This is a genomic window from Streptomyces lasalocidi, assembly GCF_005280215.1.
GTDB lineage: Bacteria > Actinomycetota > Actinomycetes > Streptomycetales > Streptomycetaceae > Streptomyces > Streptomyces longwoodensis.
Window position 1 is genome coordinate 3,926,097 of the sequence record NZ_SZNQ01000001.1, and the last position, 26,649, is coordinate 3,952,745.

Here is a 26,649-nt window from a genome sequence, read left to right on the forward strand (position 1 = left end):
CCTCTCGCCGATCTTGTGGAGGGCTCCGCGGCACTTCCTCTCAGCGCACCTCGTTACCATGCGTGGACGTACTTTCCGACGACCACTGACGACGACGAGGGACGGCGAACGCGTGGCCGAGGCGGCAGACACCCCGGGGACGACTCCCTCAGCTGCCCGCCGGTGGCTTCGGCGCACCGGCGCACTGCTCGCCGGAGCACCGCTGCTGGCCGGGCTGCTCCAGCTGCCCGCGGCCGGTCCCGCACAGGCGGCCGGTCCGGACGGCGCACGGCAGGCCTCGCGCTCCGGTTCGGTGGCCGTGTCCGTGGACTCCCTCACCCCTGGTGCCCCCACCGACGGGGACACGGTGACCGTGTCCGGCACGGTGACGAACAAGGGCAAGCAGGCCGTCACCCACGCCCACGTCGACCTGCGGGTGGGGTCGGCGCTGACCACGCGGTCGGCGATCGCCGACGTCGCCAAGCGCGCCGACGACCTGCCGGGCACCGACGGCACCGCGGTGGGCGGCGCGTACAAGGCGACGTTCGTCAAGCTCACGCCCGGCGTCGCCGAGCACTTCACGATCTCCGTGCCCGTCGACAAGCTCGACCTGGGCGGGGACGGCGTCTACCCGCTGGGGGTCGCGCTGTCCGGTGAGACGTCCGCGCAGCCGTGGGACCAGGTGCTGGGGATCCAGCGCACCTTCCTGCCGTGGCAGGCCGACGAGGCCGACCCGACGACCAGGACGACGGTGCTGTGGCCGCTCATCTCGACCGTGCACATGACGGCGGAGACCGGGTCCAACCAGCAGCAGACTCCGGTGTTCCTCGACGACGGCCTCGCCACGGAGATCGCGCCCGGCGGCCGCCTGGACCAGCTGCTGGCGCTCGGCAAGGAACTCGACGTCACCTGGGTGATCGACCCCGACCTGCTGGCGTCCGTCGACGCCATGGCGGGCGGCTACCGCCTCCGCGTCAACGGCGACACCACCGAGCCGGGCACGCACCAGGCGGTCGCCCAGCAGTGGCTCGCCAAGCTCCAGGACGCGGTCGCCGGCAAGGAGGTCGTGGCCCTGCCCTTCGCTGACCCGGACCTGGCCTCCCTCGCCCACAACGGCACCCGCGTCACCGGCTCGCTCAGCCAGCTCAAGGCCGCCACGGACGTCGCCGCCACCACGGTGGAGACCGTGCTGCACGTGACGCCGAGCACCGACTTCGCCTGGCCCGTGCAGGGCGCCGTCGACCCGTCGATCGTCAAGGTCGCCACCTCCGCGGGCGCCGACAAGGTCATCGCCCGCAGCGACAGCCTGCAGGAGACGGGCGGTCTGACGTACACGCCGTCCGCGGCCCGCCCCATCGGCGGGGGCACCACGGCGGTCGTCGCGGACAGCAAGCTGTCACGCGCCTTCGAGGGCGACCTGACGAACGCCTCCGCGGCCACCCTGGCGGTGCAGCAGTTCCTCGCGCAGAGCCTCGCCCTGAACCTGCAGACCGACAAGCAGCGCAGCGTCGTCGTCGCCCCGCAGCGCCTGCTCACCGCGGGACAGGCCCGGGCGATGGCCGAGGCGGTGTCGGCCCTGCAGGGCAGCACCTGGTCGCAGCCGCAGGACCTCACCGCGACCGCCAAGGCCAAGCCCGACCCGGACGCCACGACCAAGGTGCCCGCCCGCTCGGCGTACCCCTCCGCGCTGCGCAAGCAGGAGCTGGCGCGGACGGCGTTCCAGGAGACCGCCACCACGCAGGAGCGGCTCGACCGGTTCAAGGTGATCCTCAGCGACCAGTCCCGGGTGGTGACCCCCTTCGGGCGGGCCGTCAACCGGGAGATGTCCACGTCGTGGCGCGGCCGGCCCGGCGCGGCCGGCGTGTTCCGCCAGGCGGTGCGCAGTTACCTCGACACGCTCGCCGGCCGGGTCAGGCTGATCGACAAGTCACCGACGAAGCTGTCCGGGCGCAGCGCCACCATCCCGGTGACCGTGCAGAACAACCTGGTGCAGGGCGTCGAGCACCTGGTGCTGCGGCTCAGCTCCACCAACCCGACGCGCCTGGAGATCAGCGGCAAGGACTACGACGAGCAGCCGATCGCCGTCTCGGGCGGGCACAGCACGACGGTGAAGTTCACCACCTCGGCCAACGCCAACGGCCAGTCCACGCTCGTCGCCCAGCTGTACACGCAGGACGGCCAGGCGTACGGCGCCCCGGTCACGTTCGACGTGAAGGTCACCGAGATCACGGCCACGGTGATGCTGGTCATCGGCGGCGGTGTGCTGCTGCTGGTGCTGGCCGGCTTCCGGATGTACACCCAGCGCAAGCGCGCGGCCGCCCGCGAGGCGGAGGGGTCGCCGGAGGACGACGGCACGGACGAGGCCGCGGCCGAGGACGCCGACGAGCCCGGTGACGCCGCCCGGAACCCGCAGGGCACCGGGGACCGTCTCCCGGACGGGACCGCCGCCCGTCCCCGGGCCGATGGCCCGCAGCAGCCGAGTGACGGGACGCCGGACACCGCAGCGGAAAGCGCCGACCCGTCCGGCACGGGTGAGAGAGTGGACCGTTGAGGATGTCGTGGCCGGTGGCCCGGAACGATGAGGTGGGGTAACCATGAACGCGCCGTACGACGGTGACCGCGGTCAGGCCGCGGGCAGCTCGGGGTACCCCGACGGCCCGCCGCCCGAGCACGGCCAGGTGCCCCAGCAGCACCCCGCGGACATGTACCTCCAGGACGCCTACGACGAGGACCCCTACCGCGCACAGGACCTCACCGCGCAGGACCCCGTCGCCGAGGCGCTGTACGACCGCGCCGCGCACCCCCCGCCGCCGCCCGGCACCTACCAGCAGCCGCAGCAGTCGCTGTACGGGCGCCCGCCGCAGTCGCCGTACGCGCCCGACCCGCGGGTGTGGGCGCAGACGCCGGCGCCCGAGCCGGACGGTGCCACCCAGTACCTGCCGTACGGCGACGACCCGCGCACGACCCAGTACGTGGGCGTGGACGACCTGGTGTCGCACTCCGGCGAGGAGCAGCACGAGCCGGACGCCTTCGCGCACCTCTTCCGCGACCAGCAGCAGAGCGGCACCCGCCCGCTCACCGACTCCCCGGCGGTACCCGGCCCGGCCGCGGCACCCGGTGGACCGGGCCCGGCGCAGCAGTACGCGGCGGCGTCGGCACCCGCCGACGACCGGACGATGAACCTGGGCACCGCGCCCGCCGAGGCCACCGCTCCCGTCGCCGCGGCGGCTGCCGCTCCGGCCGCCAAGAAGGGCGGCCGGGCCGGGGGACTGCTGAAGTCCAGCGCGGTCATGGCCGCCGGCACGATGGTCTCCCGGCTCACCGGCTTCATCCGCTCGGCGCTGATCGTCTCCGCGCTCGGCGTGGGCCTGCTCGGCGACACCTTCCAGGTCGCCTACCAGCTGCCGACGATGATCTACATCCTGACCGTCGGCGGTGGCCTGAACTCCGTCTTCGTGCCGCAGCTGGTGCGCGCCATGAAGGAGGACGAGGACGGCGGCGAGGCCTACGCCAACCGGCTGCTCACCCTCGTCATGGTGGCGCTCGGCCTGCTCACGGTCGCCGCGATCTTCGCCGCGCCGCTGCTGATCCGGCTGCTGTCGGACCGCGTCGCCAGCGACCCGGCGGCCAACGACGTCGGCGTCACCTTCGTGCAGTACTTCCTGCCCTCGATCTTCTTCATGGGCGTCCACGTGGTGATGGGGCAGGTCCTCAACGCGCGCGGCAAGTTCGGCGCGATGATGTGGACGCCGGTCCTGAACAACGTCGTCATCATCGTGACGCTCGGCATGTTCATCTGGGTCTACGGCACCGCCGCCGACTCCGGCATGAAGGTCACCACCATCCCGGCGGAGGGCCAGCGCCTCCTCGGCGTCGGCATCCTGCTCGGCCTGGTCGTCCAGGCGCTCGCGATGATCCCGTACCTGCGGGAGACCGGCTTCCGGATGCGGCTGCGCTTCGACTGGCGGGGCCACGGCCTCGGCAAGGCGGTGACGCTCGCCAAGTGGACCTTCCTGTTCGTCCTCGCCAACCAGGCGGGCGCGCTGGTCGTCTCCCAGCTGTCCACCGCCGCCGGTGACGACTCGCCCGTCGACGGCACCGGTTTCGCCGCCTACGCCAACGCCCAGCTGATCTGGGGCCTGCCGCAGGCCATCATCACCGTCTCGCTGATGGCCGCGCTGCTGCCGCGCATCTCCCGCTCGGCCGCCGAGGGCGACGGCGGCGCCGTCCGCGAGGACATCTCCCAGGGGCTGCGCACCACGGCCGTCGCGATCGTGCCGATCGCGTTCGGCTTCCTGGCGCTCGGCATCCCGATGTGCACCCTGATCTTCGGCTCGTCGGGCACCAGCGAGGCCACCAACATGGGGTACATGCTGATGGCCTTCGGCCTCGGCCTGGTCCCGTACTCGGTGCAGTACGTCGTCCTACGCGCCTTCTACGCCTACGAGGACACCCGGACGCCCTTCTACAACACGGTCATCGTCGCCGCCGTCAACGCGGGCGCCTCGACCCTCTGCTTCTTCGTCCTCCCGGCCCGCTGGGCCGTGGTCGGCATGGCCGCCTCCTACGGGCTCGCCTACGCCATCGGCGTCGGCGTCGCCTGGAACCGGCTGCGCAAGCGGCTCGGCGGCGACCTCGACGGCGCCCGGGTGCTGCGGACGTACGCGAGACTGTGCATCGCCTCCGTACCGGCCGCCCTGCTCAGCGGCGCGGCCTGCTACGGCATCGGCCGCACCCTGGGCCAGGGCGTCGGGGGGTCCTTCGTGGCGCTGCTGGCCGGCGGGGCTGTCCTGCTCGCCGTCTTCTACGTCAGTGCCCGCCGGATGCGCATCGAGGAGCTCAACTCGCTCGTCGGTACCGTCCGGGGACGCCTGGGTCGCTGAGTCGGGGGGTAGGCGCACAACCATCGTCCGTCGCCGCGTGTCGTGCATAGCGCCGGACTGTGGGCACAATTGGTTTCGGCGTCGGACGGCGTGCTCGAGGTCGGAGGGCACGCACTGGATGGGGAGGCAGGAACGACGGTGGCGGAACGGAGCACGGCTGCCGTCGACGTGGCAGACAACAGCGGCGACGAGCCGCTGACCGCACAGGCGGACCAGGCCACGGCCGACGGGGTGGCCACGAACCGGGAGCGGGACACGGACAACGACGAGGCCCAGGGGGGCGGGGGGACGGAACGTCCCGGGAAGACCTCACCGCCCGAGCTGCACAGCGGCCACAAGCTCGCCCGGCGCTACCGGCTGGAGGAGTGCGTCACCCGTCTGGACGGGTTCAGCAGTTGGCGCGCGGTCGACGAGAAACTCCGGCGTGCCGTCGGCGTCCACATCCTGCCCGCGGACCACTCGCGGGCCCGTTCCGTCCTCGCCGCCGCCCGCTCCTCCGCGCTGCTGGGCGATCCGCGCTTCGTGCAGGTGCTGGACGCCGTCGAGGAGAACGACGTCGTCTACGTCGTCCACGAATGGCTGCCCGACGCCACGGAGTTGACCACCCTCCTCGCCGCCGGACCGCTGGAACCGCACGACGCGTACCAGATGGTCAGTCAGGTCGCCGCCGCCATGGCCGCCGCGCACCGCGAGGGCCTGGCCCACCTGCGGCTGAACCCCAACGCCGTGCTGCGCACCTCCACCGGCCAGTGGCGCATCCGCGGCCTCGCGGTGAACGCCGCCCTGCGCGGCGTCTCCTCGCAGACGCCGCAGCGCACGGACACCGAGGCGATCGGCGCCCTGCTGTACGCGGCGCTCACCCAGCGCTGGCCGTACGAGAACGACGCCTACGGGCTGTCCGGGCTGCCCAAGCACATCGGTCTCATCGCCCCCGACCAGGTGCGGGCCGGTATCCACCGCGGGCTGTCCGAGCTCACCATGCGCGCGCTCGCCAACGACGGGGCGACCGCCTCGCGCCACGAGGCCCCGTGCACCACGCCCGAGGAACTGGTCAAGGCGATCGGTGAGATGCCCCGCATCCGCCCGCCGGAGCCCGCGTTCACGGCGCCGCCGGAGTACCAGCACACGACGTACCAGCAGGGCACCTACGGCCGCCCCGCGCCCGCAGGCGTCACGCAGCCGCTCACCGCACCGCCCCCGCTGCAGAGCCGTACCGGCCGCGCCCTGAAGTGGGCCGTCTCGGCCCTCCTCATCGCCGCCCTGGGACTCGGCAGCTGGCAGCTGGCGGACGCCCTCATGGACCAGGGCAACCAGTCCGACGACAACAACCAGACCCAGACGACGGACGGCAACGACAAGAGCCCGGTCAAGCCGATCAGCCGGCCGATCAGCATCGTCGGCGCCCGGGACTTCGACCCGTTCGGCGACGGGTCGGAGAAGCCGTCCGACATAAGCAAGACGTACGACGACAGCACGGCGACCTACTGGCAGACCGACTACTACCAGGGCGCCGCGTTCGGCAACCTGAAGCCCGGCCTCGGCGTCGTCCTCGACCTCGGCAAGGTCCAGGAGGTCGGCAAGGTGACCGTGACCTTCGTGGGCTCCACGTCGGTCGAACTGCGGACCGCGTCCGCCGACACCGGGTCGGAGCCGACGACGTTCGAGGCCTTCACCAAGGCCGCCTCGGGCACCGGCTCGACCGTGACCCTCAAGCCGAGCCGGTCCGTGAAGACCCGCTACCTGCTGGTCTGGCTGACGAAGCTGCCGATGACCGAGGAAGGCACCTACCGCGGCCGGGTGGCGGACATCAAGGTGACCAGCTAGGCCGAGCGGGGAGGGGTCGGATGGCCGAGGGCGGCGGGTACGACGGGGTGGGCGATCAGGACCTGCTCGCCCGGCACCTGGAGGGTGACCCCCATGCCTTCGGCGAGATCGTGCGCCGGCACCGGGACCGGCTCTGGGCCGTCGCGCTGCGGACGCTGGGTGACCGCGAGGAGGCCGCCGACGCCGTCCAGGACGCCCTCGTCTCCGCCTACCGGGCCGCCCACACCTTCCGGGGCCAGTCGGCCGTCACGACCTGGCTGCACCGGATCACGGTGAACGCCTGCCTCGACCGGGCCCGCAAGGCCGCCTCCCGCAAGACCGCGCCGGTCGACGACACCGAGCGCCTGGAACAGCTCCTGGAGCCCCACGAGTCGGCCTCGGCCCCCGCGGAGCGCAACGACCTCCACCGCCAGCTCCTGGAGGCGCTCGGCACCCTTCCTCCCGATCAGCGGGCCGCCCTCGTCCTGGTCGACATGCAGGGCTATCCGGTCGCCGAAGCCGCCCGCGTGCTCGACGTGCCCGTGGGCACGGTCAAGAGCCGCTGTGCCCGGGGCAGAGCCAGACTCCTGCCCCTGCTGACCCACCTCCGGCCGGACCGCCCCGGGCAGGACGAGGAACGCGACGCCGACGACAGGGAAGAACCCGGCGCGGGACGGAACCGGGCGGAGGGGACATCCGTCCCACCCGCAGCGGGTCCTCGCGGTGAGGGTCCGAGTGGGGACGGAGCAGGCGACTCAGCCGCAGTGAAGGGCGGAGGTGGGCGAGCGTGACATCGACGACGGACACGACGGGGCACCCGGACGTCACCGAGATCTCCGATCTCACCGACGGCCTGCTCGGCCCGTCCCGCAGTGAGGAGATCCGACGGCACCTGGCGGCCTGCGCCCTGTGCGCCGACGTCCAGGCTTCCCTGGAGGAGATCCGCGGGCTGCTCGGCACGCTCCCCGGGCCGGCCCGCATGCCGGACGACGTCGCCCAGCGCATCGACGCCGCCCTGGCGGCCGAGGCTCTGCTCGACGCCGAGGCGCTGGACGCGGCCCAGGGCTCCGAGGCGAGCGGTGTCATGAGCGGTGTCACCTCTCATGTTTCACGTGAAACGACGCCTGTTTCACGTGAAACATCGGCGGCGGCGCCCGACCGGCCGGCGGGACATGCCCGCAGCTCCTCGACCGGACCGGGCCGCAAGGAACGCAAGCGTCCTGGGCGCCGCAAGATCGCAGTCCTGGGTGCCGTCTTCGGCGCGGCCGCACTGGGCCTCGGCTCCGTACTGGTGGCCTCGCTGGGCGGGGGCGAGGACGGCGGCACCACGGCGAGCAGCAGCCACTCCACCGCGGCGGACACCTTCTCCCGGACCGCCCTGGAGCGTCAGGTGACCGCTCTCCTCTCGAAGAGCCAAGGTTCCCGCGCGCCGCACAGTCTGGGTCTCGACGGCGACTCCGAGCCGCCCCGCGTCTTCACTCAGCCGACCGTGCCCGCCTGCGTCCAGCAGGGCATCGGCCGGCAGGACACGGCCCTGGCCACCCAGACCGGCGTGTACCAGGGGCGCGACGTGCTCCTGGTCGTGCTGCCCGACCCCGCGGACACCGGCAAGGTCACCGCCTACCTGGTGGACACGCGCTGCGTTCAGCACCCGGGAGCCCAGCCGAAGGTGCTGTTGCGGCACACCTACGCCCGTCCCTGATCCGCACGTCCTGGGACACTGTCCCGACGCCCTTCGCCACCCTCCGTGTGCCCGGACACACCGGGAATGCACGCCCCTTAGGATCCGTTGGGTGGGGTGAGAGTTCAGAGCAACTCCCACCGGTCGAACTGACGTAGACCAGAGACGAGGAATCCAGCCGTGAGCGACGTCCGAAACGTGATCATCATCGGCTCCGGGCCCGCCGGCTACACGGCGGCGCTCTACACCGCGCGCGCGTCGCTGAAGCCGCTGGTGTTCGAGGGTGCTGTCACCGCGGGTGGTGCGCTGATGAACACCACCGAGGTCGAGAACTTCCCGGGCTTCCAGGACGGCATCATGGGGCCCGAGCTCATGGACAACATGCGTGCCCAGGCCGAGCGTTTCGGCGCCGAGCTCGTCCCGGACGACATCGTCTCCGTCGACCTCACCGGTGACATCAAGACCGTCACGGACACCGCCGGCACCGTCCACCGCGCCAAGGCCGTCATCGTCACGACGGGCTCGCAGCACCGCAAGCTCGGCCTGCCGAACGAGGACGCGCTCTCCGGCCGCGGTGTGTCCTGGTGCGCCACCTGTGACGGCTTCTTCTTCAAGGACCAGGACATCGCCGTGATCGGCGGCGGCGACACCGCGATGGAGGAGGCCACCTTCCTGTCGCGCTTCGCCAAGTCCGTGACCATCGTGCACCGCCGGGACACCCTGCGCGCCTCCAAGGCGATGCAGGAGCGTGCCTTCGCCGACCCGAAGATCAAGTTCATCTGGGACAGCGAGGTCGCCGAGATCCACGGCGACCCGAAGCTGGCCGGGCTGAAGCTGCGCAACCTCAAGACCGGCGAGCTGTCGGACCTGCCGGTGACCGGCCTGTTCATCGCGATCGGCCACGACCCGCGCACCGAGCTCTTCAAGGACCAGCTCGACCTGGACGCGGAGGGCTACCTCAAGGTCGCCGCCCCGTCCACGCGGACGAATGTGACCGGTGTCTTCGCCGCGGGCGACGTGGTGGACCACACCTACCGCCAGGCGATCACCGCCGCCGGCACCGGCTGTTCCGCTGCTCTGGACGCCGAGCGGTACCTCGCCGCCCTGGCCGATACCGAGCAGCAGGCCGAGCCCGAGAAGACCTCCGTCTGATCCCCCTTCCGCCCCACGCACCGACCAGTGAAGGAGAGCCCGCCGTGGCCGACCTGAAGAACGTGACCGACGACTCCTTCGAGCAGGACGTCCTCAAGAGCGACAAGCCCGTCCTGGTGGACTTCTGGGCCGCCTGGTGCGGTCCGTGCCGCCAGATCGCCCCGTCGCTCGAGGCGATCGCCGCTGAGCACGGCGACAAGATCGAGATCGTCAAGCTCAACATCGACGAGAACCCGGGGATCGCGGCCAAGTACGGCGTCATGTCCATCCCGACGCTCAACGTCTACCAGGGTGGCGAGGTCGCCAAGACCATCGTCGGCGCCAAGCCGAAGGCCGCGCTCCTGCGCGACCTCGCGGACTTCATCGCCGAGTGACCCCCGGAGCCGTCCGCCGACGGCCCGATGTTTCACGTGAAACACGGTGACGAACGAAGGGGCCGCCCCGCTGGGGCGGCCCCTTCGTCATGCTCGGTCAGCCACCGCGCTCAGAGCGGCCGCAGCACGGGTTCCTTCTGTACCGCTCCCAGGAGCCGGTCGAGCGCCATCTCCACGTCTTCCTTCCAGGACAGGGTGGACCGCAGCTCCAGCCGCAGCCGCGGGTGGGCCGGATGGGACCGCACCGTCTTGAAGCCCACCGCCCGGAGGTGGTCGGCCGGCAGCAGACAGGCGGGCTCCTTCCACCGCGCGTCGCCGAACGCCTCGATCGCCTTGAAGCCCCGGCGGAGCAGGTCCTTCGCCACCGTCTGCACCATCACCCGGCCGAGTCCTTGTCCCTGGTAGCCCGGCACGATGAAGGCCGTGATCAGCTGCACCGCGTCCGGGGAGATCGGGCTGGTCGGGAACGCCGACGACCGGGGCACATAAGCGGGCGGGGCGTAGAGCACGAAACCCACGGGAGCGTCGTCCACGTAGACGACCCGGCCGCAGGAGCCCCAGTCGAGCAGTACGGCGGAGATCCAGGCCTCCTTCTCCAGCGTGGCCGTGCCGCCCTTCACCGCTGCTTCGCCGCTGACGGGGTCCAGCTCCCAGAAGACGCACGAGCCGCAGCGCTGGGGGAGGTCCTGGAGGTTGTCCAGCGTGAGCGGTACGAGCCGTCGGCCCATGAAGGCTGTTCCTCGCTTCCTTCGCCCGCGCCACCGCGGACGGCCGTTGGAGAACTCCGTTCCTTGAGCGTATCCACGATGCGTTTGCGTCGAAACTGACGAAAAGCAAAGAGCGGGCCCTGTTCCGGTACACACCGGACAGGGCCCGCTCCGCGTCGGCCGGGCGGCATCCGCCCGGCCGACGCCCGGTCAGGACTCCGCTTCGTCGGAGCCGCCCTCCGCGAGGCCCTTGGGCAGCACCGGCCCCTCGCCCGGGGCGAGCGTGCCCAGGATGCGCTCCAGGTCCTCCATGGAGGCGAACTCGACGGTGATCTTCCCCTTCTTCTGCCCCAGGTCGACCTTCACCCGGGTCTCGAAGCGGTCCGAGAGCCGGGTGGCGAGATCGGTGAGCGCCGGGGAGACCCGGCCGCCGGCCCGTGGCCCCTTGGCTCGCTGCGCCGACTGCGGCCGGGACCCCATCAGGGTCACGATCTCCTCCACCGACCGCACCGACAGCCCCTCGGCGACGATGCGGTGGGCCAGCCGGTCCTGCTCCTCCGGGTCGTTCACCGACAGCAGTGCCCGCGCGTGTCCGGCCGAGAGGACCCCGGCCGCCACCCGACGCTGTACCGCCGGCGACAGCTTCAGCAGGCGCAGCGTGTTGGAGACCTGCGGACGGGAGCGTCCGATGCGGTCCGCCAACTGGTCATGGGTGCAGTTGAAGTCCTTCAGCAGCTGCTCGTAGGCGTTCGCCTCTTCGATCGGGTTCAGCTGCGCCCGGTGGAGGTTCTCCAGGAGCGCGTCCAGGAGGAGCTTCTCGTCGTCCGTCTCGCGGACGATCGCCGGGATCGCCTCCAGCCCCGCCTCACGGCTGGCCCGCAGACGCCGCTCGCCCATGATGAGCTCGTAGCGCTCGGGGCCCAGCTGCCGTACGACGACGGGCTGGAGGAGGCCGACCTCCTTGATGGAGGTGATCAGTTCGGCGAGCGCGTCCTCGTCGAAGACCTCACGCGGTTGACGCGGGTTGGGGGTGATGGCGTCGAGCGGGAGCTCCGCGAAGTGCGCGCCCACCGGAGGCGCGGGGACCTCTGCGGCGCCGTTCGTCGACGGTCCCTCCGTGGTTTCACGTGGAACCGGCGGCAGCGTCGCCACCCTGGCGGCGGCCACTCCGCGGTCCGTCAGCACCGGGACGGCAGCCGGGGAGACGGGTGCGCCGCTTCCCACCGCTGCCGAGGCCGGGTTCTTCTCCGTCGGAGCAGCAGGGATCAACGCGCCGAGCCCACGGCCCAACCCCCTCCGTCGCTCGCTCACTGGATCCCCTCCACCATGCTCGGATTGTTCTGGGCGCCGATATGGGCGTGGGTGGCGTCGTAGCTGACGCCGACACCCTTCAGCGCGATCTCTCGTGCCGCCTCAAGGTACGACAGGGCACCGCTCGATCCGGGATCGTAGGTCAGCACCGTCTGTCCGTAGCTCGGCGCCTCGGAGATGCGGACGGAGCGGGGAATGCTCGTCCGCAGCACCTCGTCACCGAAGTGGGTGCGCACCTCTTCCGCGACCTGGGAGGCGAGGCGCGTCCGGCCGTCGTACATGGTGAGCAGGATGGTCGACACGTGCAGGTGGGGGTTGAGGTGCCCCCGTACCAGGTCGACGTTGCGCAGCAGCTGTCCCAGGCCCTCCAACGCGTAGTACTCGCACTGGATCGGGATGAGGACCTCGGCCCCCGCCACGAGGGCGTTCACGGTCAGCAGGCCGAGGGAGGGCGGGCAGTCGATAAGGATGTAGTCCAGGGGCTGCTCGTACGCCTGGATCGCCCGCTGGAGCCGGCTCTCGCGGGCCACCAGGGACACCAGCTCGATCTCCGCACCGGCCAGATCGATCGTGGCGGGCGCGCAGAAGAGACCTTCGACGTCGGGGACCGGCTGGACGACCTCGGAGAGCGGCCTGCTGTCCACCAGCACGTCGTAGATGGAGGGAACCTCGGCGTGGTGGTCGATCCCGAGAGCCGTGGACGCGTTGCCCTGGGGGTCCAGGTCGACCACCAGGACGCGGCCCCCGTGCAGGGCCAGGGAGGCAGCCAGGTTCACGGTGGTCGTGGTCTTGCCGACCCCGCCCTTCTGGTTGGCCACCACGATGATGCGTGTCTGCTCGGGCCGTGGCAGGCCCTCGCCGGCACGGCCCAGAGCCTCTACCGCCAGTTGGGCAGCACGACCGATCGGAGTGTCGTCCATCGGGGGCGGTGTTTCACGTGAAACATCCTCCCCCATCGACTCGGTACGGGGACCGGGGACCGGATCGGTCATCGGTCCCGCGATGTTGGCGTCGGACCGCAAGGATTCACTCTCCTCGACTTCAGGCTCGCAATGAACAGAGCCTCCCATGCCTTCGGGGTCATGAACCAGTGAGGCCTGGTGTTCTGTGGAGAAATCCACCTCTGTGGACAACTCCGCCCCCTCATCGAGGGACCCAAGAGGCTTGCGGTCGCGGGGGTCGGCCGCGGCGCGGCCCCGACTGATGATGCCGTGCAGCAGTGAGCGACGTTTCACGTGAAACACGATGCACAGCGCCGACGACCGGATGGTCGCGACACTCCGTCAGGCAAGGGTGGGGCAGCTTGTGTGGAGTACGGGTCAGCGTCGGCGACGCGTCCGTCCGGTCCGCGCGGCCTTCGCTCGCTTGGCCGCGAAGCGCACACCGCCCGGGCTTTCCCCGACCTCGACGCGGACGACCGTGGACAGGGGATCCACGACGCCTTCGCCCACCTGCACGACGGAAGTGTCGACGGCGCCGAGCTTGCTCAGTGCGGTCGCCGCGCTCTTGAGTTCCTCCTCCGCCGTGTCCCCCTTGAGGGCGAGCATCTCGCCGTAGGGACGCAGCAGCGGAATGCCCCAGGTGGCCAGCCGGTCCAGGGGCGCCACGGCCCGGGCCGTCACCACGTGGACCGGGTTCAGCTTGCCCATGACCTCCTCGGCGCGACCGCGCACCACGGTCACGTGGTCGAGGCCGAGCAGCTCGACGACCTCGGTGAGGAAGTTCGTGCGGCGCAGCAGCGGCTCCAGCAGCGTGATCTTCAGGTCCTCCCGGACGAGCGCCAGGGGGATACCGGGGAGTCCGGCTCCCGAGCCGACGTCGCACACGGTCACACCCTCGGGCACGACCTCGGAGAGCACCGCGCAGTTCAGCAGGTGCCGCTCCCACAGGCGGGGCACCTCCCGCGGGCCGATCAGCCCACGCTGCACGCCTGCCTCGGCCAGCAGCTCGGCGTACCGGACCGCATCAGCGAAGCGATCACCGAATACCTCGCGAGCCTGCTCGGGCGCAGGGGGGAGCTCCGCTGCCTCCGTCACGGGGACCGTCCTTCCGTACCGCACCGGCGCTTCTCACGCCGGTCATCAGAACTATCAGGCTGACAAAGAGCGGCCCCGCCTGCGCAACAGACGGGGCCGCGGGGTGGTGCAGTACCGAGTCAGTTGGGGAGCACGACGACGAAGCGCTGCGGCTCCTCGCCCTCGGACTCACTGCGCAGACCCGCCGCCTTCACCGCGTCGTGGACGACCTTGCGCTCGAACGGCGTCATGGGCTCCAGCCTGACCGGCTCGCCGCTGTTCTTCGCGTCGGCCGCGGCCTTGGCGCCCAGCTCCGACAGCTCGGCGCGCTTGGTGGCCCGGTAGCCCCCGATGTCCAGCATCAGCCGGCTGCGGTCGCCGGTCTCCCGGTGCACGGCCAGACGCGTCAGCTCCTGCAGCGCCTCCAGCACCTCGCCGTCACGGCCGACCAGCTTCTGGAGGTCGCGGCCGCCCGCGTCGCTGATGATCGACACGGAGGCACGGTCGGCCTCGACGTCCATGTCGATGTCGCCGTCGAGATCGGCGATGTCCAGCAGACCCTCGAGGTAGTCCGCCGCGATCTCACCCTCCTGCTCCAGGCGGGTCAGGGTGTCTGCACCCTCGGCGGCAGCGGAGGTGGTGCCTTCCGTCACGGGATGGGCTCCTTCTTACTTCTTGGACGGGGACTTGGGGCGCTGCGGGCCACCCTTGCGCTGCCCGGACTGCGCCTTGCTGCGGCCACCGCCGGTCTTGGCGGCGGGCTGCTTGGCAGTGGGCTGCTTCGGGGCGGCCTGCGGGGCAGCGGCAGCGGGCGGCTCGTCGTCCAGCGGCTCGTCGTCGGACTTGGACAGCGAGGTGGTGGGCTCGCCGGCCGCCTTGACGGTGGACTGGCGCTGGGACTTGGACTGCCGCTTGGGCTGCTGGCGCTTGGCGGCGGCCGCGGCGGTGGTCCCGCCGTCCTCGGTCCCCTCGACGGCCCGGGCCTCGCTCTTGACGATGGTCCCGTCCACCTGGGCGGCGAGACCCGCCTTGCTCAGCCCGTTGATGAACTTGCGCTCGGCCTCGTTGCGGTCGCGGCCCTTGGCGACGATGGCCTTGACGATGGCCCGCTCGCCCCGTCCGCGGGTGCCGCCGTGGTGCGTGACGCGCTTGTACAGACGCTCCAGGTACGCGGCCTGGGCCTTGGAACCCGGGGTCGGGTTGTTGTGGATGACGTACATCTGCTGGCCCATGGTCCACACGTTGGTGGTCAGCCAGTAGACGAGGACACCGACGGGGAAGTTGATGCCGAAGATGGCGAACATGAGCGGGAAGACGTACATCAGCATCTTCTGCTGCTGCATGAACGGCGTCTTCACCGAGGTGTCGACGTTCTTCGTCATCAGCTGGCGCTGGGTGAAGAACTGCGAGGCCGACATCAGGACGATCATGATGACGGTCACGACGCGCACGTCCGTCACCGAGGCGCCGAGGGCCTCGATGGTGGAGGAGCCGTCCTTGAACTTGGCGGCCAGCGGGGCGCCGAAGATGTGCGCGTTGCGCGCGCTCTCCAGCAGCGAGTCGTTGATGACGCCGATGGTCTTGCCCGACGCGATGCCGTTGAGCACGTGGTACAGGGCGAAGAAGAACGGGGACTGCGCCAGGATGGGAAGGCACGAGGAGAGCGGGTTCGTACCCGTCTCCTTGTACAGCTTCATCATCTCTTCGGACTGGCGCTGTTTGTCGTTCTTGTAGCGCTCCTGGATCTTCTTCATCTCGGGCTGCAGCGTCTGCATGGCCCGGGTCGCCTTGATCTGCTTCACGAAGAGCGGGATCAGGCAGATGCGGATCAGGATCACCAGGGACACGATGGACAGGCCCCAGGCCCATCCGGTGTCCGGGCCGAAGAGGGCGCCGTACACCTTGTGGAACTGGACGATGACCCAGGAGACGGGTGTCGTGATGAAACTGAAGAGGCTGGCAATCGTGTCCACTAATCATGCTCCTTGGGCATGGGACGGTGTCTCTGCGGCCGGGCTCGGGGAGCGATTGTCCCCGGTGGCCGTTTCGGCGGCGGAGGGCCCGCCCCTGCGTGCACGCCAGGCGTCGCGCAGCATCTCGTACCACCGCGGACGCTTGCGCGGTGGAACATGGTCCACACCGCCGAGCGACCACGGATTGCACCGAAGGATCCGCCAGGCGGTGAGCGCCGTTCCCTTGATGGCGCCGTGCCGGTCGATGGCCGTGTAGCCGTAGTGGGAACACGACGGGTAGTACTTGCAGACCGGCCCCAGCAGAGGACTGATCGTCCACTGGTACAGCTTGATCAGAGCCAGCAGCGGGTACTTCATCGCGCGCCCCCTCCCAGCAGCCGTTGAAGGGCGGCATCAAGGTCTTGGGCCAGCTGTGCATGGTCGGCGTCGCCCGCGCCGGGCAGCGCTCGTACGACTACCAGGCTACCGGGCGGGAAAAGGGCGACTCGGTCACGCAGGAGATGCCGCAGTCGACGCTTCACCGTGTTGCGGACGACGGCGCCGCCCACGGCCTTGCTCACGACGAAACCCGCACGCGTCGGGGGAGCGCTCTCCCCAGGCGCGTGCGGGTCCGTGGCACCGCTTCGTAGGTGGACGACGAGCGTCGGGCGTCCGGCCCGGCGCCCTCGTCGTACCGCGGTCGCGAAGTCCTCGCGCCGCCTCAGCCGGTTCTCGGTGGGCAGCACGACGGCATGACCTGACCGGGATCAGGCGGACAGACGGGCGCGACCCTTGCTACGGCGGGACGCGAGGATCGCGCGGCCGGCACGGGTGCGCATCCGCAGCCGGAAGCCGTGGGTCTTCGCGCGACGACGGTTGTTCGGCTGGAAGGTGCGCTTGCTCACTCGGGGGCTCCAGAAAAGAATCGGTGGTGGCGGGGTGCCGTCCTGGCTGTCACCGTGCGCCCACGAGTAGCTCGCGTCACGCCCGAGTGCACCGCTTCCCGATCACCTTGAAGCGATCTGTGCCCATCGGAGGCAGGCGGCAGCAGCCATCGACAACTCGACCTGGTTACGGTACGCGCGGCTACGCCATCCGGTCAAACCGGCGGCCGTCGGGGGACACTGTCCACAGCCTGGGGACAACAACTTGAACCGTACCCGCCGCGCTGACTACCGTGGCTGGACTCCGATTCGTTCCCTTGTGACCCGCACCAGCGGATCAGTCCCCACCCGTCCACCCGACGACATCCCGACCCGTCCCACGATCACACGAACGTGGGACCTGTGAGAGAGCGTGCCCTGTGGCTGACGTACCTGCCGATCTTGCCGCAGTGTGGCCACGCGTATTGGAGCAACTCCTCGGGGAAGGGCGCGGCCAGGGCGTCGAGGTGAAGGACGAGCACTGGCTGCGGCGCACCCAGCCGCTGGCGCTGGTCGCGGACACCGCGCTGCTCGCCGTGCCGAACGAGTTCGCCAAGAACGTGCTGGAGGGCCGGCTCGCGCCGATCGTCAGCGAGTCCCTGACCCGTGAGTGCGGCCGTCCGATCCGCATCGCGATCACCGTCGACGACTCCGCGGGCGAGCCCCCGGCCCCGCCGGCGCCCTCCGCCCCGCAGCCGCAGCGCTACGAGGACGAGTCGGCCCAGCCCGAGCTGCCGACCGGCCCGTACGACACCTCTTACGACGGGGGCCGCGGCAACCACGCCGGCCGCAGCTCGTACGAGACGTCCTACGACGGCTCGTACGAGGGGTACGGCCGCCACCGCGCGGAACCGCTGCCCGGGCCGCCCGGCGATCAGCACGGCGGCGGGCGGGACCAGCACCCTGGCGGGCGCGACCAGCACCCCGGCGGCCGGGACCAGCGTCCCGGTGGGCGCGACCTGCCCTCGGCCCGGCCGGCCTACCCCTCGGAGTACCAGCGCCCCGAGCCGGGCGCCTGGCCGCGGGCCCAGCAGGACGACTACGGCTGGCAGCAGCAGCGCCTCGGCTTCCCCGAGCGCGACCCGTACGCCTCGCCCTCCCAGGACGGCTACGGCGGCCCCGGCGGTCGGGACTCCTACGACGCCCCCTCCTCGGACTACCGCCCGAAGCCCCCGGAGCGGACCGGGTACGAGTCGCCGTACGAGAAGTCCCGCGGCGACTACGAGCCGTCGCGCGACTACGACCAGCGGGACGGCGGCCGGCGCGAGCTGTCCGAGCAGGGCGGCGGTCCGGGCCACCGCGGCGGTCCGGGCGGCCCTGTGCCGTCCTCCGGCGGGACCGGCGGGCCGGGACCGACGGCCGCCCAGCCCACGCCGTCCGGCGGACCGGGTGAGCCCACGGCCCGGCTGAACCCCAAGTACCTCTTCGACACGTTCGTCATCGGCGCGTCCAACCGCTTCGCGCACGCGGCCGCGGTGGCCGTCGCCGAGGCGCCCGCCAAGGCGTACAACCCGCTGTTCATCTACGGCGAGTCCGGTCTCGGCAAGACGCACCTGCTGCACGCCATCGGGCACTACGCGCGCAGCCTGTACCCCGGCACGCGCGTGCGCTACGTGAGCTCCGAGGAGTTCACCAACGAGTTCATCAACTCGATCCGCGACGGCAAGGGCGACAGCTTCCGCAAGCGCTACCGCGAGATGGACATCCTGCTCGTCGACGACATCCAGTTCCTGGCGGACAAGGAGTCGACGCAGGAGGAGTTCTTCCACACCTTCAACACGCTCCACAACGCCAACAAGCAGATCGTGCTCTCCAGCGACCGGCCGCCCAAGCAGCTGGTGACGCTGGAGGACCGGCTGCGCAACCGCTTCGAGTGGGGCCTGATCACCGACGTCCAGCCGCCCGAGCTGGAGACGCGCATCGCGATCCTGCGCAAGAAGGCGGTGCAGGAGCAGCTGAACGCGCCGCCGGAGGTGCTGGAGTTCATCGCGTCCCGCATCTCGCGCAACATCCGTGAGCTGGAGGGCGCGCTGATCCGGGTGACGGCGTTCGCCTCGCTCAACCGGCAGCCGGTGGACCTGGGGCTGACCGAGATCGTCCTGAAGGACCTGATCCCCGGCGGCGAGGACTCGGCCCCCGAGATCACGTCGACGGCCATCATGGGCGCCACGGCGGACTACTTCGGGCTGACCGTCGAGGACCTGTGCGGCACCTCGCGCGGGCGCGCGCTGGTCACCGCCCGGCAGATCGCCATGTACCTGTGCCGCGAGCTGACGGACCTGTCGCTGCCGAAGATCGGCGCGCTGTTCGGCGGCCGGGACCACACGACGGTCATGCACGCCGACCGCAAGATCCGCAATCTGATGGCCGAGCGGCGGTCGATCTACAACCAGGTGACCGAGCTGACGAACCGGATCAAGAACGGCTGACGCCGCCGGCGGTTCCACGGCCCGTGAGGCGCTCCCGGAGGGTTCCGGGGGCGCCTTTTCGCTGCCGTGGCCGTCCCGGGACGCGTCCGCGGACCGCCCGCCGCCGCGCCCGCTGTTCGATTACGTCCCGGGTTACGGCCTCCCTCCACAGATTCGGCGACTTTCTCCCGTCCACAGACTGGGGACCGCGAAGTTGTCCCGATCCTGTCCACAGACAGGCCTGTTGAGGGATCATCAGCCGAGGTCAGGTGGCTGTGGATTCGTGGACGAAGGATCTCCACAGACTGTGGACGACGCCGTGATCCACAGCCTGTGCGCAAAGTTGTCCACGGGCGGCCCACAGGCTGGGGCCGGTTGTCCCCAGCGATCACCGGCTTCTCCACATGGCTGTCCACTGTTCGGCAACGCGGCACGCCTCCTCACCGTGTCGAGTGAAAGGCGTCACACGAAGGTGCCGGGTTGGGCTGTGGGAAAGGCGGGTAAACCTGGGGACGCCGCTGGGGAGAAGTCGCCCCGGCCTGTGCACGGGGTGTGCAGAACTTTCCGTTCTCCACAGAAGCCCCGAGTTGTCCACCGGCTCCGCCCACAGGCCCGGTGGACAAAATTCCGCCCCTGACCTGGGCAAACGAGGTTATCCACGGTTTCCACAGGCCCTACTACTACTCCCGACTAGTAAGAGCCAGGAAATCGCTTCGAAGGGGGTCCTGTGCACAACTCGCCCTCCGGTGCCCGGCTGCCCCTCGTCACGACTTGACCCCGAGCGGCACCGACTGTCAGTGCGGTGCGTCAGACTGGACCCCGGTGTCCTTCCCGACCCAGGGAGCCGCGACACCCAGACAGACGACGAAGCGAAGCAGGGCGAGAAGCGCCGGCAACAGCAGGAGGCGGCTTACGGTGAAGATCCGGGTGGAACGCGACGTACTCGCGGAGGCAGTGGCCTGGGCGGCGCGCAGCCTCCCGGCCCGTCCGCCGGCGCCGGTCCTCGCCGGCCTGCTGCTGAAGGCCGAGGACGGTCAGCTGAGCCTGTCGAGCTTCGACTACGAGGTCTCGGCACGGGTGAGCGTCGAGGCGGAGGTCGAGGAGGAGGGCACGGTCCTCGTCTCGGGCCGGCTGCTCGCCGACATCTCCCGCGCCCTGCCCAACCGGCCGGTGGAGATTTCCACAGACGGTGTACGGGCGACGGTGGTCTGTGGATCCTCGCGGTTCACGCTCCACACCCTGCCGGTGGAGGAGTACCCGGCGCTGCCGCAGATGCCGAACGCCACGGGCACCGTCCCCGGCGAGGTCTTCGCGGCCGCCGTCTCCCAGGTGGCCATCGCGGCCGGCCGGGACGACACGCTGCCCGTGCTGACCGGTGTGCGCATCGAGATCGAGGGCGACACGGTCACGCTGGCCTCCACCGACCGCTACCGCTTCGCGGTCCGCGAGTTCCTGTGGAAGCCGGAGAACCCGGACGCGTCCGCGGTCGCCCTGGTGCCCGCGAAGACGCTGCTGGACACCGCCAAGGCCCTCGGCGCCGGTGACACCGTCACGCTGGCGCTGTCGGGCTCCGGTGCCGGTGAGGGTCTGATCGGCTTCGAAGGTGCCGGCCGGCGCACCACCACGCGCCTGCTCGAGGGCGACCTGCCGAAGTACCGCACGCTCTTCCCGACCGAGTTCAACTCGGTCGCCGTGATCGAGACCGCGCCCTTCGTGGAGGCCGTCAAGCGCGTCGCGCTGGTGGCCGAGCGCAACACCCCGGTCCGGCTGAGCTTCGAGCAGGGCGTGCTGATCCTGGAGGCCGGCTCCAGCGACGACGCACAGGCTGTGGAAAGGGTCGACGCCCAGCTGGAGGGCGACGACATCTCGATCGCCTTCAACCCGACGTTCCTGCTGGACGGCCTGAGCGCGATCGACTCCCCGGTGGCGCAGCTGTCGTTCACCACGTCCACCAAGCCGGCGCTGCTGAGCGGCCGGCCCGCCCTGGACGCGGAGGCGGACGACGCCTACAAGTACCTGATCATGCCGGTGCGGCTCAGCGGCTGACGTCGTCCACAGGTGTGCACGGTGCCGGTCCGCCCCTGTGGGCGACCGGCACCGTGACCAGCACGGAAGCCACAGGTCAGGCGCCACGTCTGAGCGCGTATGCCCACAGCTGTGCACAACCCTGCGGGATTAGGCTCATACGTCGGCACGAAGGTGCCGCACACGCCACAGCGACCTAAGGAACACAACTGATGGAGCTCGGTCTCGTCGGCCTCGGCAAGATGGGCGGCAACATGCGCGAGCGGATACGCCGCGCGGGCCACACCGTCATCGGGTACGACCGCAACGCGGACGTCGCGGACGTCCACAGCCTGGAAGAACTCGTGGGCAAGCTCAGCGCCCCGCGCGTGGTCTGGGTGATGGTCCCGGCGGGCGAGCCCACCCAGTCCACCGTCGACCAGCTGGCCGAGCTGCTGGAGCCCGGCGACGTGGTCGTCGACGGCGGCAACTCCCGCTGGACGGACGACGAGAAGCACGCCGAGCAGCTGGCCGCCCGGGGCATCGGCTTCGTCGACTGCGGCGTCTCCGGCGGTGTGTGGGGCCTGGAGAACGGCTACGCGCTGATGTACGGCGGCGACGCGGAGAACGTCGCCAAGGTGCAGCCGGTCTTCGACGCGCTCAAGCCGGAGGGCGACTTCGGCTCGGTGCACGCCGGCAAGGTCGGCGCCGGGCACTTCGCGAAGATGGTCCACAACGGCATCGAGTACGCGATGATGCAGGCCTACGCCGAGGGCTGGGAGCTGCTGGAGAAGGTCGACTCCGTGGAGAACGTCCGCGAGGTCTTCCGCTCCTGGCAGGAGGGCACCGTCATCCGCTCCTGGCTCCTCGACCTCGCCGTCAACGCCCTCGACGACGACGAGCACCTGCACGGGCTGCGGGGTTATGCACAGGACTCCGGTGAGGGACGCTGGACGGTGGAGGCCGCCATCGACAACGCCGTGCCGCTGCCCGCGATCACGGCCTCGCTCTTCGCGCGGTTCGCCTCCCGCCAGGAGGACTCCCCGCAGATGAAGATGATCGCCGCGCTGCGCAACCAGTTCGGCGGCCACGCGGTCGAGAAGAAGTAAGCAGCACCACAGCTGGGGAGGTCGGCACCCGACCATGCACGTCACGCACCTGTCGCTGGCCGACTTCCGCTCGTACGCCCGGGTCGAGGTCCCGCTCGACCCGGGCGTCACGGCCTTCGTCGGGCCCAACGGACAGGGCAAGACGAACCTGGTCGAGGCGGTCGGCTACCTCGCCACCCTCGGCAGCCACCGGGTGTCCTCCGACGCTCCCCTGGTCCGCATGGGCGCCGAGCGTGCCGTGATCCGGGCCCAGGTCCGCCAGGGCGAGCGGCAGCAACTGGTCGAGCTGGAGCTGAACCCGGGCCGCGCCAACCGGGCCCGCATCAACCGGTCCTCGCAGGTCAGGCCGCGGGACGTGCTGGGGATCGTACGGACCGTGCTGTTCGCGCCCGAGGACCTCGCGCTGGTGAAGGGGGACCCCGGGGAGCGGCGGCGGTTCCTGGACGAGCTGATCACCGCGCGCTCGCCGCGCATGGCGGGCGTGCGGTCGGACTACGAGCGGGTGCTCAAGCAGCGCAACACCCTGCTGAAGTCGGCCGCCCTGGCCCGTCGGCACGGCGGGCGCTCCATGGACATGTCCACGCTCGACGTGTGGGACCAGCACCTGGCGCGGGCCGGGGCCGAGCTGCTCGCCCAGCGGCTCGACCTGATCGCGGCGCTGCAGCCGCTGGCCGACAAGGCGTACGAGCAGCTGGCGCCGGGCGGTGGTCCGGTCGCCCTGGAGTACCGGCCGTCCGCGCCGGGCGAGGCACACACGCGTGAGGAGCTGTACGAGCAGCTGACGGCCGCGCTGGTCGAGGCCCGCAAGCAGGAGATCGAGCGGGGCGTGACCCTGGTGGGTCCGCACCGCGACGACCTGCTGCTCAAGCTGGGACAGCTGCCGGCCAAGGGGTACGCCTCGCACGGCGAGTCCTGGTCGTACGCTCTGGCGCTGCGGCTGGCCTCCTACGACCTGCTGCGGGCCGAGGGCAACGAGCCGGTGCTGGTCCTTGACGACGTCTTCGCCGAGCTGGACTCCCGGCGCCGGGAGCGGCTGGCGGAGCTGGTCGCGCCCGGGGAGCAGGTGCTGGTGACGGCCGCGGTCGACGACGACGTACCGCATGTGCTGAGCGGCGCCCGGTACACGGTGTCCGACGGAACGGTGGAGCGCGTATGACGGCCCAGGAGCCCGGCGGGAAGCCCGAGCAGTCCGGCGTCGACCTCGCGCGCGTGGCGCTGCGGGCGGCGCGCGAACAGGCACGCGCGCGGGGCGACGCGGCGCGGCAGAAGAAGCAGGCCCGGCGCGGGGGCGGCCTGCGCTCCGGCGCGCGGGCGGACGGGCGCGACCCCATGGCGCTGGGTGCCGCGATCAACCGGCTGCTCACCGAGCGCGGCTGGGAGGCGCCGGCCGCGGTCGGCGGGGTGATGGGCCGCTGGCCGCAGATCGTCGGCGAGGACGTGGCCAAGCACTGCGAGCCCGAGCGCTACGACGAGGACGAGCGGGTGCTGGTGGTGCGCTGCGACTCCACGGCCTGGGCGACCAACCTGCGCCTCCTCGCGCCCACCCTGGTCGCCCGCCTGAACGAGGACCTCGGGCACGGCGCGGTGCGGCAGATCAAGGTGCAGGGCCCCAGCGGTCCCGTCCGCCGCTACGGCCCGCTGCGCGCCCCCGGCAGCAAGGGGCCCGGCGACACGTACGGGTGACACGACCCCCGGGGTGCCTCCGTAACCCCCTGTGGGGTGCCTCGGTGCGGCACCACGCGTGCGTGAGCGCCCCGAGACGGCCTCTCGCGCGCGTGATGTGCGTCACGTAGGGAGGGGCTGAGGCCCGCGCTCCGCGGGCCCTTCGACGGCAGGGACGGTTCTTCTGAACCGTCCCTGCCGTCGTTTCGTACGACCGGATGCGGGCCGGCGCACCCCCGGTGGTGCGCCGCGGGCCCGCACGCCCGGCAGAACACCAGGTCAAACCGCCGCACACGGGTGCGAATCCCGGAGTGACTCCGCGGTAGCCAAGGGTTGACAGCTGGAAGCGCTGAGTGCCGCCGTGAGCCTCCTGGAGCCCCCATCCACATATCGGGAGTCGGGAGAGGCCGGTTCAGGGCGGCACATGCGGACTCAGGTACCGGCAAACCCCCATCGCTGTCAGTGGTACCGGTAGACTGGAAGCAATCCCGCCCCAACCGTGGGGACCGCCCGGGAAAAGCTGAGCAACGCTGATCAAGGCTTACCAACGCACCATGCCGCAGCCGCTCCGGCACCCCGCCGACGAGCCTGGCTTGTGCTGTGCCAGAAAGGGCGCTTCGTGGCCGATTCCGGCAACCCCAACGAGAACATCCCGTCCACCGACGAAGGCGCGACCACCGCGGCCGTCCCGGCCGCCGGCGAGGCAACGACCTCGTACGACGCGAGCGCCATCACCGTCCTCGAGGGCCTGGACGCAGTCCGCAAGCGACCCGGTATGTACATCGGCTCGACCGGTGAGCGCGGTCTGCACCACCTCGTGTACGAGGTCGTCGACAACTCCGTCGACGAGGCGCTGGCCGGGTACGCGGACACGATCGACGTGACGATCCTCGCCGACGGCGGCGTGCGCGTCGTCGACAACGGCCGTGGCATCCCCGTGGGCATCGTCCCCTCCGAGGGCAAGCCGGCCGTCGAGGTCGTGCTGACCGTGCTGCACGCGGGCGGCAAGTTCGGCGGCGGCGGCTACGCCGTCTCCGGCGGTCTGCACGGCGTCGGCGTCTCGGTCGTGAACGCCCTGTCGAACCGGGTGTCGGTCGAGGTCAGGACGGACGGCCACCGCTGGACGCAGGACTACAAGACGGGCGTGCCGACGGCTCCGCTGGCGCAGCACGAGGCCACCGAGGAGACCGGCACCTCGGTGACCTTCTGGGCCGACCCGGAGATCTTCGAGACCACCGAGTACTCGTTCGAGACGCTCTCCCGGCGCTTCCAGGAGATGGCGTTCCTCAACAAGGGCCTGACCATCCGGCTCACCGACGAGCGCGAGTCGGCGAAGGCCACGGCCGGCGCGGACGAGGCGGGCGCGGACGAGAAGGACGAGCCGAAGACGGTCACGTACCACTACGAGGGCGGCATCGTCGACTTCGTGAAGTACCTCAACTCCCGCAAGGGAGACGTGGTGCACCCCACCGTGGTGTCGCTGGAGGCCGAGGACAAGGACAAGAGCTTGTCCCTCGAGGTCGCCATGCAGTGGAACTCGGGCTACAGCGAGGGTGTGTACTCCTTCGCCAACATCATCCACACCCACGAGGGCGGTACCCACGAAGAGGGTTTCCGGGCCGCGCTGACCTCGCTGATCAACAAGTACGCGCGCGACAAGAAGCTGCTGCGCGAGAAGGACGACAACCTCACGGGTGACGACATCCGCGAGGGCCTGACGGCGATCATCTCGGTGAAGCTGAGCGAGCCGCAGTTCGAGGGCCAGACCAAGACCAAGCTGGGCAACACGGAGGCCAAGACCTTCGTGCAGAAGGCGGTCTACGAGCACCTCAACGACTGGCTGGACCGCAACCCGGTCGAGGCCGCCGACATCATCCGCAAGGGCATCCAGGCGGCCACCGCGCGCGTGGCGGCCCGCAAGGCGCGCGACCTGACCCGGCGCAAGGGCCTGCTGGAGACCGCCTCCCTGCCGGGCAAGCTGGCCGACTGCCAGTCCAACGACCCGGCCAAGTGCGAGATCTTCATCGTCGAGGGCGACTCCGCCGGCGGCTCGGCCAAGTCCGGCCGCAACCCGCAGTACCAGGCGATCCTCCCGATCCGCGGCAAGATCCTCAACGTCGAGAAGGCGCGGATCGACAAGATCCTGCAGAACCAGGAGATCCAGGCGCTGATCTCCGCCTTCGGCACGGGCGTGCACGAGGACTTTGACATCGAGAAGCTCCGCTATCACAAGATCATCCTGATGGCGGACGCCGACGTCGACGGCCAGCACATCAGCACCCTGCTGCTGACGTTCCTGTTCCGCTTCATGCGGCCGCTGGTCGAGGCCGGGCACGTGTACCTGTCGCGACCCCCGCTCTACAAGATCAAGTGGGGCCGGGACGACATCGAGTACGCCTACTCCGACCGCGAGCGCGACGCCCTGATCGAGATGGGCCGGCAGCGCGGCAAGCGCGTGCGCGAGGACTCCATCCAGCGCTTCAAGGGCCTCGGCGAGATGAACGCCGAGGAGCTGCGCGTGACCACCATGGACCAGGAGCACCGGGTCCTCGGCCAGGTCACCCTGGACGACGCCGCCCAGGCCGACGAGCTGTTCTCGGTCCTCATGGGTGAGGACGTCGAAGCCCGCCGCCAGTTCATCCAGCGCAACGCCAAGGACGTCCGCTTCCTCGACATCTGAGTCGGT

The 26,649-nt window shown here is 70.7% G+C and carries 22 protein-coding genes; 13 read left to right on the top strand and 9 right to left on the bottom strand.

Annotation, left to right across the window (positions count from 1 at the left end):
- Positions 1 to 112 precede the first annotated feature (112 nt).
- The 7 genes from E4U91_RS17585 to trxA all read left to right on the top strand — a co-directional run bounded on the left by E4U91_RS17585 (position 113) and on the right by trxA (position 9,872).
- Positions 113 to 2,530, top strand: a complete 2,418-nt coding sequence (locus E4U91_RS17585; protein ID WP_137307739.1) for a DUF6049 family protein — start codon at positions 113 to 115, stop codon at positions 2,528 to 2,530.
- A 43-nt stretch (positions 2,531 to 2,573) separates the two neighbouring features.
- Positions 2,574 to 4,862 carry a murein biosynthesis integral membrane protein MurJ gene (gene murJ, locus E4U91_RS17590; RefSeq protein WP_137307740.1) on the top strand — a complete coding sequence of 763 codons (2,289 nt, stop codon included), beginning with the start codon at positions 2,574 to 2,576 and terminating at the stop codon, positions 4,860 to 4,862.
- Positions 4,863 to 5,000: 138 nt separating this feature from the next.
- On the top strand, positions 5,001 to 6,686 hold the full coding sequence (locus tag E4U91_RS17595; protein WP_137307741.1) for a protein kinase family protein: 1,686 nt from the start codon (positions 5,001 to 5,003) through the stop codon (positions 6,684 to 6,686).
- Positions 6,687 to 6,706: 20 nt separating this feature from the next.
- Entirely contained in the window at positions 6,707 to 7,456 is a 750-nt protein-coding gene (gene sigM, locus E4U91_RS17600; RefSeq protein WP_137307742.1) for an RNA polymerase sigma factor SigM, read from the top strand.
- A complete protein-coding gene (locus E4U91_RS17605) occupies positions 7,453 to 8,367 on the top strand; it encodes an anti-sigma factor family protein (RefSeq protein ID WP_137307743.1) in 915 nt (304 codons plus the stop codon). The genes sigM and E4U91_RS17605 overlap by 4 nt, the downstream gene beginning before the upstream one ends.
- 159 nt (positions 8,368 to 8,526) lie before the next feature.
- Positions 8,527 to 9,498, top strand: a complete 972-nt coding sequence (trxB, locus tag E4U91_RS17610; RefSeq protein WP_137307744.1) for a thioredoxin-disulfide reductase — start codon at positions 8,527 to 8,529, stop codon at positions 9,496 to 9,498.
- Between the two features lie 44 nt (positions 9,499 to 9,542).
- Positions 9,543 to 9,872 (top strand): thioredoxin, encoded by a 330-nt coding sequence (gene trxA, locus E4U91_RS17615; RefSeq protein ID WP_137307745.1) that lies wholly within the window; start codon positions 9,543 to 9,545, stop codon positions 9,870 to 9,872.
- Positions 9,873 to 9,982: 110 nt separating this feature from the next.
- Here trxA and E4U91_RS17620 read toward each other — a convergent pair whose 3' ends face one another.
- From E4U91_RS17620 to rpmH, 9 genes are all read right to left on the bottom strand, one after another.
- Positions 9,983 to 10,600 carry a GNAT family N-acetyltransferase gene (locus tag E4U91_RS17620; protein WP_137307746.1) on the bottom strand — a complete coding sequence of 206 codons (618 nt, stop codon included), beginning with the start codon at positions 10,598 to 10,600 and terminating at the stop codon, positions 9,983 to 9,985.
- Positions 10,601 to 10,789: 189 nt separating this feature from the next.
- Positions 10,790 to 11,890, bottom strand: coding sequence for a ParB/RepB/Spo0J family partition protein (locus E4U91_RS17625; RefSeq protein ID WP_137307747.1), 1,101 nt, complete (start codon positions 11,888 to 11,890; stop codon positions 10,790 to 10,792).
- On the bottom strand, positions 11,887 to 12,960 hold the full coding sequence (locus E4U91_RS17630) for a ParA family protein (protein ID WP_137307748.1): 1,074 nt from the start codon (positions 12,958 to 12,960) through the stop codon (positions 11,887 to 11,889). The genes E4U91_RS17625 and E4U91_RS17630 overlap by 4 nt, the downstream gene beginning before the upstream one ends.
- Positions 12,961 to 13,209: 249 nt before the next feature.
- Positions 13,210 to 13,926: a 16S rRNA (guanine(527)-N(7))-methyltransferase RsmG gene (rsmG, locus tag E4U91_RS17635; RefSeq protein ID WP_137307749.1), complete on the bottom strand. Its 717-nt coding sequence runs from the start codon at positions 13,924 to 13,926 to the stop codon at positions 13,210 to 13,212.
- Positions 13,927 to 14,045: 119 nt separating this feature from the next.
- Positions 14,046 to 14,558: a Jag family protein gene (locus tag E4U91_RS17640; RefSeq protein WP_137307750.1), complete on the bottom strand. Its 513-nt coding sequence runs from the start codon at positions 14,556 to 14,558 to the stop codon at positions 14,046 to 14,048.
- A 15-nt stretch (positions 14,559 to 14,573) separates the two neighbouring features.
- A complete protein-coding gene (gene yidC / locus E4U91_RS17645; protein WP_137307751.1) occupies positions 14,574 to 15,878 on the bottom strand; it encodes a membrane protein insertase YidC in 1,305 nt (434 codons plus the stop codon).
- A 3-nt stretch (positions 15,879 to 15,881) separates the two neighbouring features.
- Positions 15,882 to 16,235, bottom strand: a complete 354-nt coding sequence (yidD, locus tag E4U91_RS17650) for a membrane protein insertion efficiency factor YidD (RefSeq protein WP_137307752.1) — start codon at positions 16,233 to 16,235, stop codon at positions 15,882 to 15,884.
- Positions 16,232 to 16,603: a ribonuclease P protein component gene (gene rnpA / locus E4U91_RS17655; RefSeq protein ID WP_137298464.1), complete on the bottom strand. Its 372-nt coding sequence runs from the start codon at positions 16,601 to 16,603 to the stop codon at positions 16,232 to 16,234. Before rnpA ends, yidD begins: the two co-directional genes overlap by 4 nt.
- A gap of 21 nt (positions 16,604 to 16,624) precedes the next feature.
- On the bottom strand, positions 16,625 to 16,762 hold the full coding sequence (rpmH, locus tag E4U91_RS17660) for a 50S ribosomal protein L34 (protein ID WP_003956500.1): 138 nt from the start codon (positions 16,760 to 16,762) through the stop codon (positions 16,625 to 16,627).
- Positions 16,763 to 17,160: 398 nt separating this feature from the next.
- Between rpmH and dnaA the strand changes: the two genes are divergently transcribed.
- The 6 genes from dnaA to gyrB all read left to right on the top strand — a co-directional run bounded on the left by dnaA (position 17,161) and on the right by gyrB (position 26,643).
- Positions 17,161 to 19,209: a chromosomal replication initiator protein DnaA gene (gene dnaA / locus E4U91_RS17665; RefSeq protein ID WP_137307753.1), complete on the top strand. Its 2,049-nt coding sequence runs from the start codon at positions 17,161 to 17,163 to the stop codon at positions 19,207 to 19,209.
- Between the two features lie 894 nt (positions 19,210 to 20,103).
- Entirely contained in the window at positions 20,104 to 21,234 is a 1,131-nt protein-coding gene (gene dnaN / locus E4U91_RS17675) for a DNA polymerase III subunit beta (RefSeq protein ID WP_137298467.1), read from the top strand.
- A 191-nt stretch (positions 21,235 to 21,425) separates the two neighbouring features.
- The gene (gnd, locus tag E4U91_RS17680) at positions 21,426 to 22,301 is read left to right on the top strand and encodes a phosphogluconate dehydrogenase (NAD(+)-dependent, decarboxylating) (protein WP_137307755.1); all 876 of its coding nucleotides are present in this window, start codon (positions 21,426 to 21,428) and stop codon (positions 22,299 to 22,301) included.
- A 34-nt stretch (positions 22,302 to 22,335) separates the two neighbouring features.
- Complete coding sequence (gene recF, locus E4U91_RS17685) at positions 22,336 to 23,457, top strand: DNA replication/repair protein RecF (protein ID WP_137307756.1); 1,122 nt, start codon at positions 22,336 to 22,338, stop codon at positions 23,455 to 23,457.
- Positions 23,454 to 23,984, top strand: coding sequence for a DciA family protein (locus E4U91_RS17690; protein WP_137307757.1), 531 nt, complete (start codon positions 23,454 to 23,456; stop codon positions 23,982 to 23,984). Before recF ends, E4U91_RS17690 begins: the two co-directional genes overlap by 4 nt.
- A 574-nt stretch (positions 23,985 to 24,558) precedes the next feature.
- A complete protein-coding gene (gene gyrB / locus E4U91_RS17695; protein WP_137307758.1) occupies positions 24,559 to 26,643 on the top strand; it encodes a DNA topoisomerase (ATP-hydrolyzing) subunit B in 2,085 nt (694 codons plus the stop codon).
- Positions 26,644 to 26,649 lie beyond the last annotated feature (6 nt).

Bases quoted from the DNA above. Each gene is read 5' to 3' on its own strand.
- murJ (WP_137307740.1), top strand. From the start codon at position 2,574: ATGAACGCGCCGTACGACGGTGACCGCGGTCAGGCCGCGGGCAGCTCG.
- sigM (WP_137307742.1), top strand. From the start codon at position 6,707: ATGGCCGAGGGCGGCGGGTACGACGGGGTGGGCGATCAGGACCTGCTC.
- E4U91_RS17620 (WP_137307746.1), bottom strand. From the start codon at position 10,600: ATGGGCCGACGGCTCGTACCGCTCACGCTGGACAACCTCCAGGACCTC.
- E4U91_RS17630 (WP_137307748.1), bottom strand. From the start codon at position 12,960: ATGGGAGGCTCTGTTCATTGCGAGCCTGAAGTCGAGGAGAGTGAATCC.
- yidD (WP_137307752.1), bottom strand. From the start codon at position 16,235: ATGAAGTACCCGCTGCTGGCTCTGATCAAGCTGTACCAGTGGACGATC.
- gnd (WP_137307755.1), top strand. From the start codon at position 21,426: ATGGAGCTCGGTCTCGTCGGCCTCGGCAAGATGGGCGGCAACATGCGC.
- recF (WP_137307756.1), top strand. From the start codon at position 22,336: ATGCACGTCACGCACCTGTCGCTGGCCGACTTCCGCTCGTACGCCCGG.
- E4U91_RS17690 (WP_137307757.1), top strand. From the start codon at position 23,454: ATGACGGCCCAGGAGCCCGGCGGGAAGCCCGAGCAGTCCGGCGTCGAC.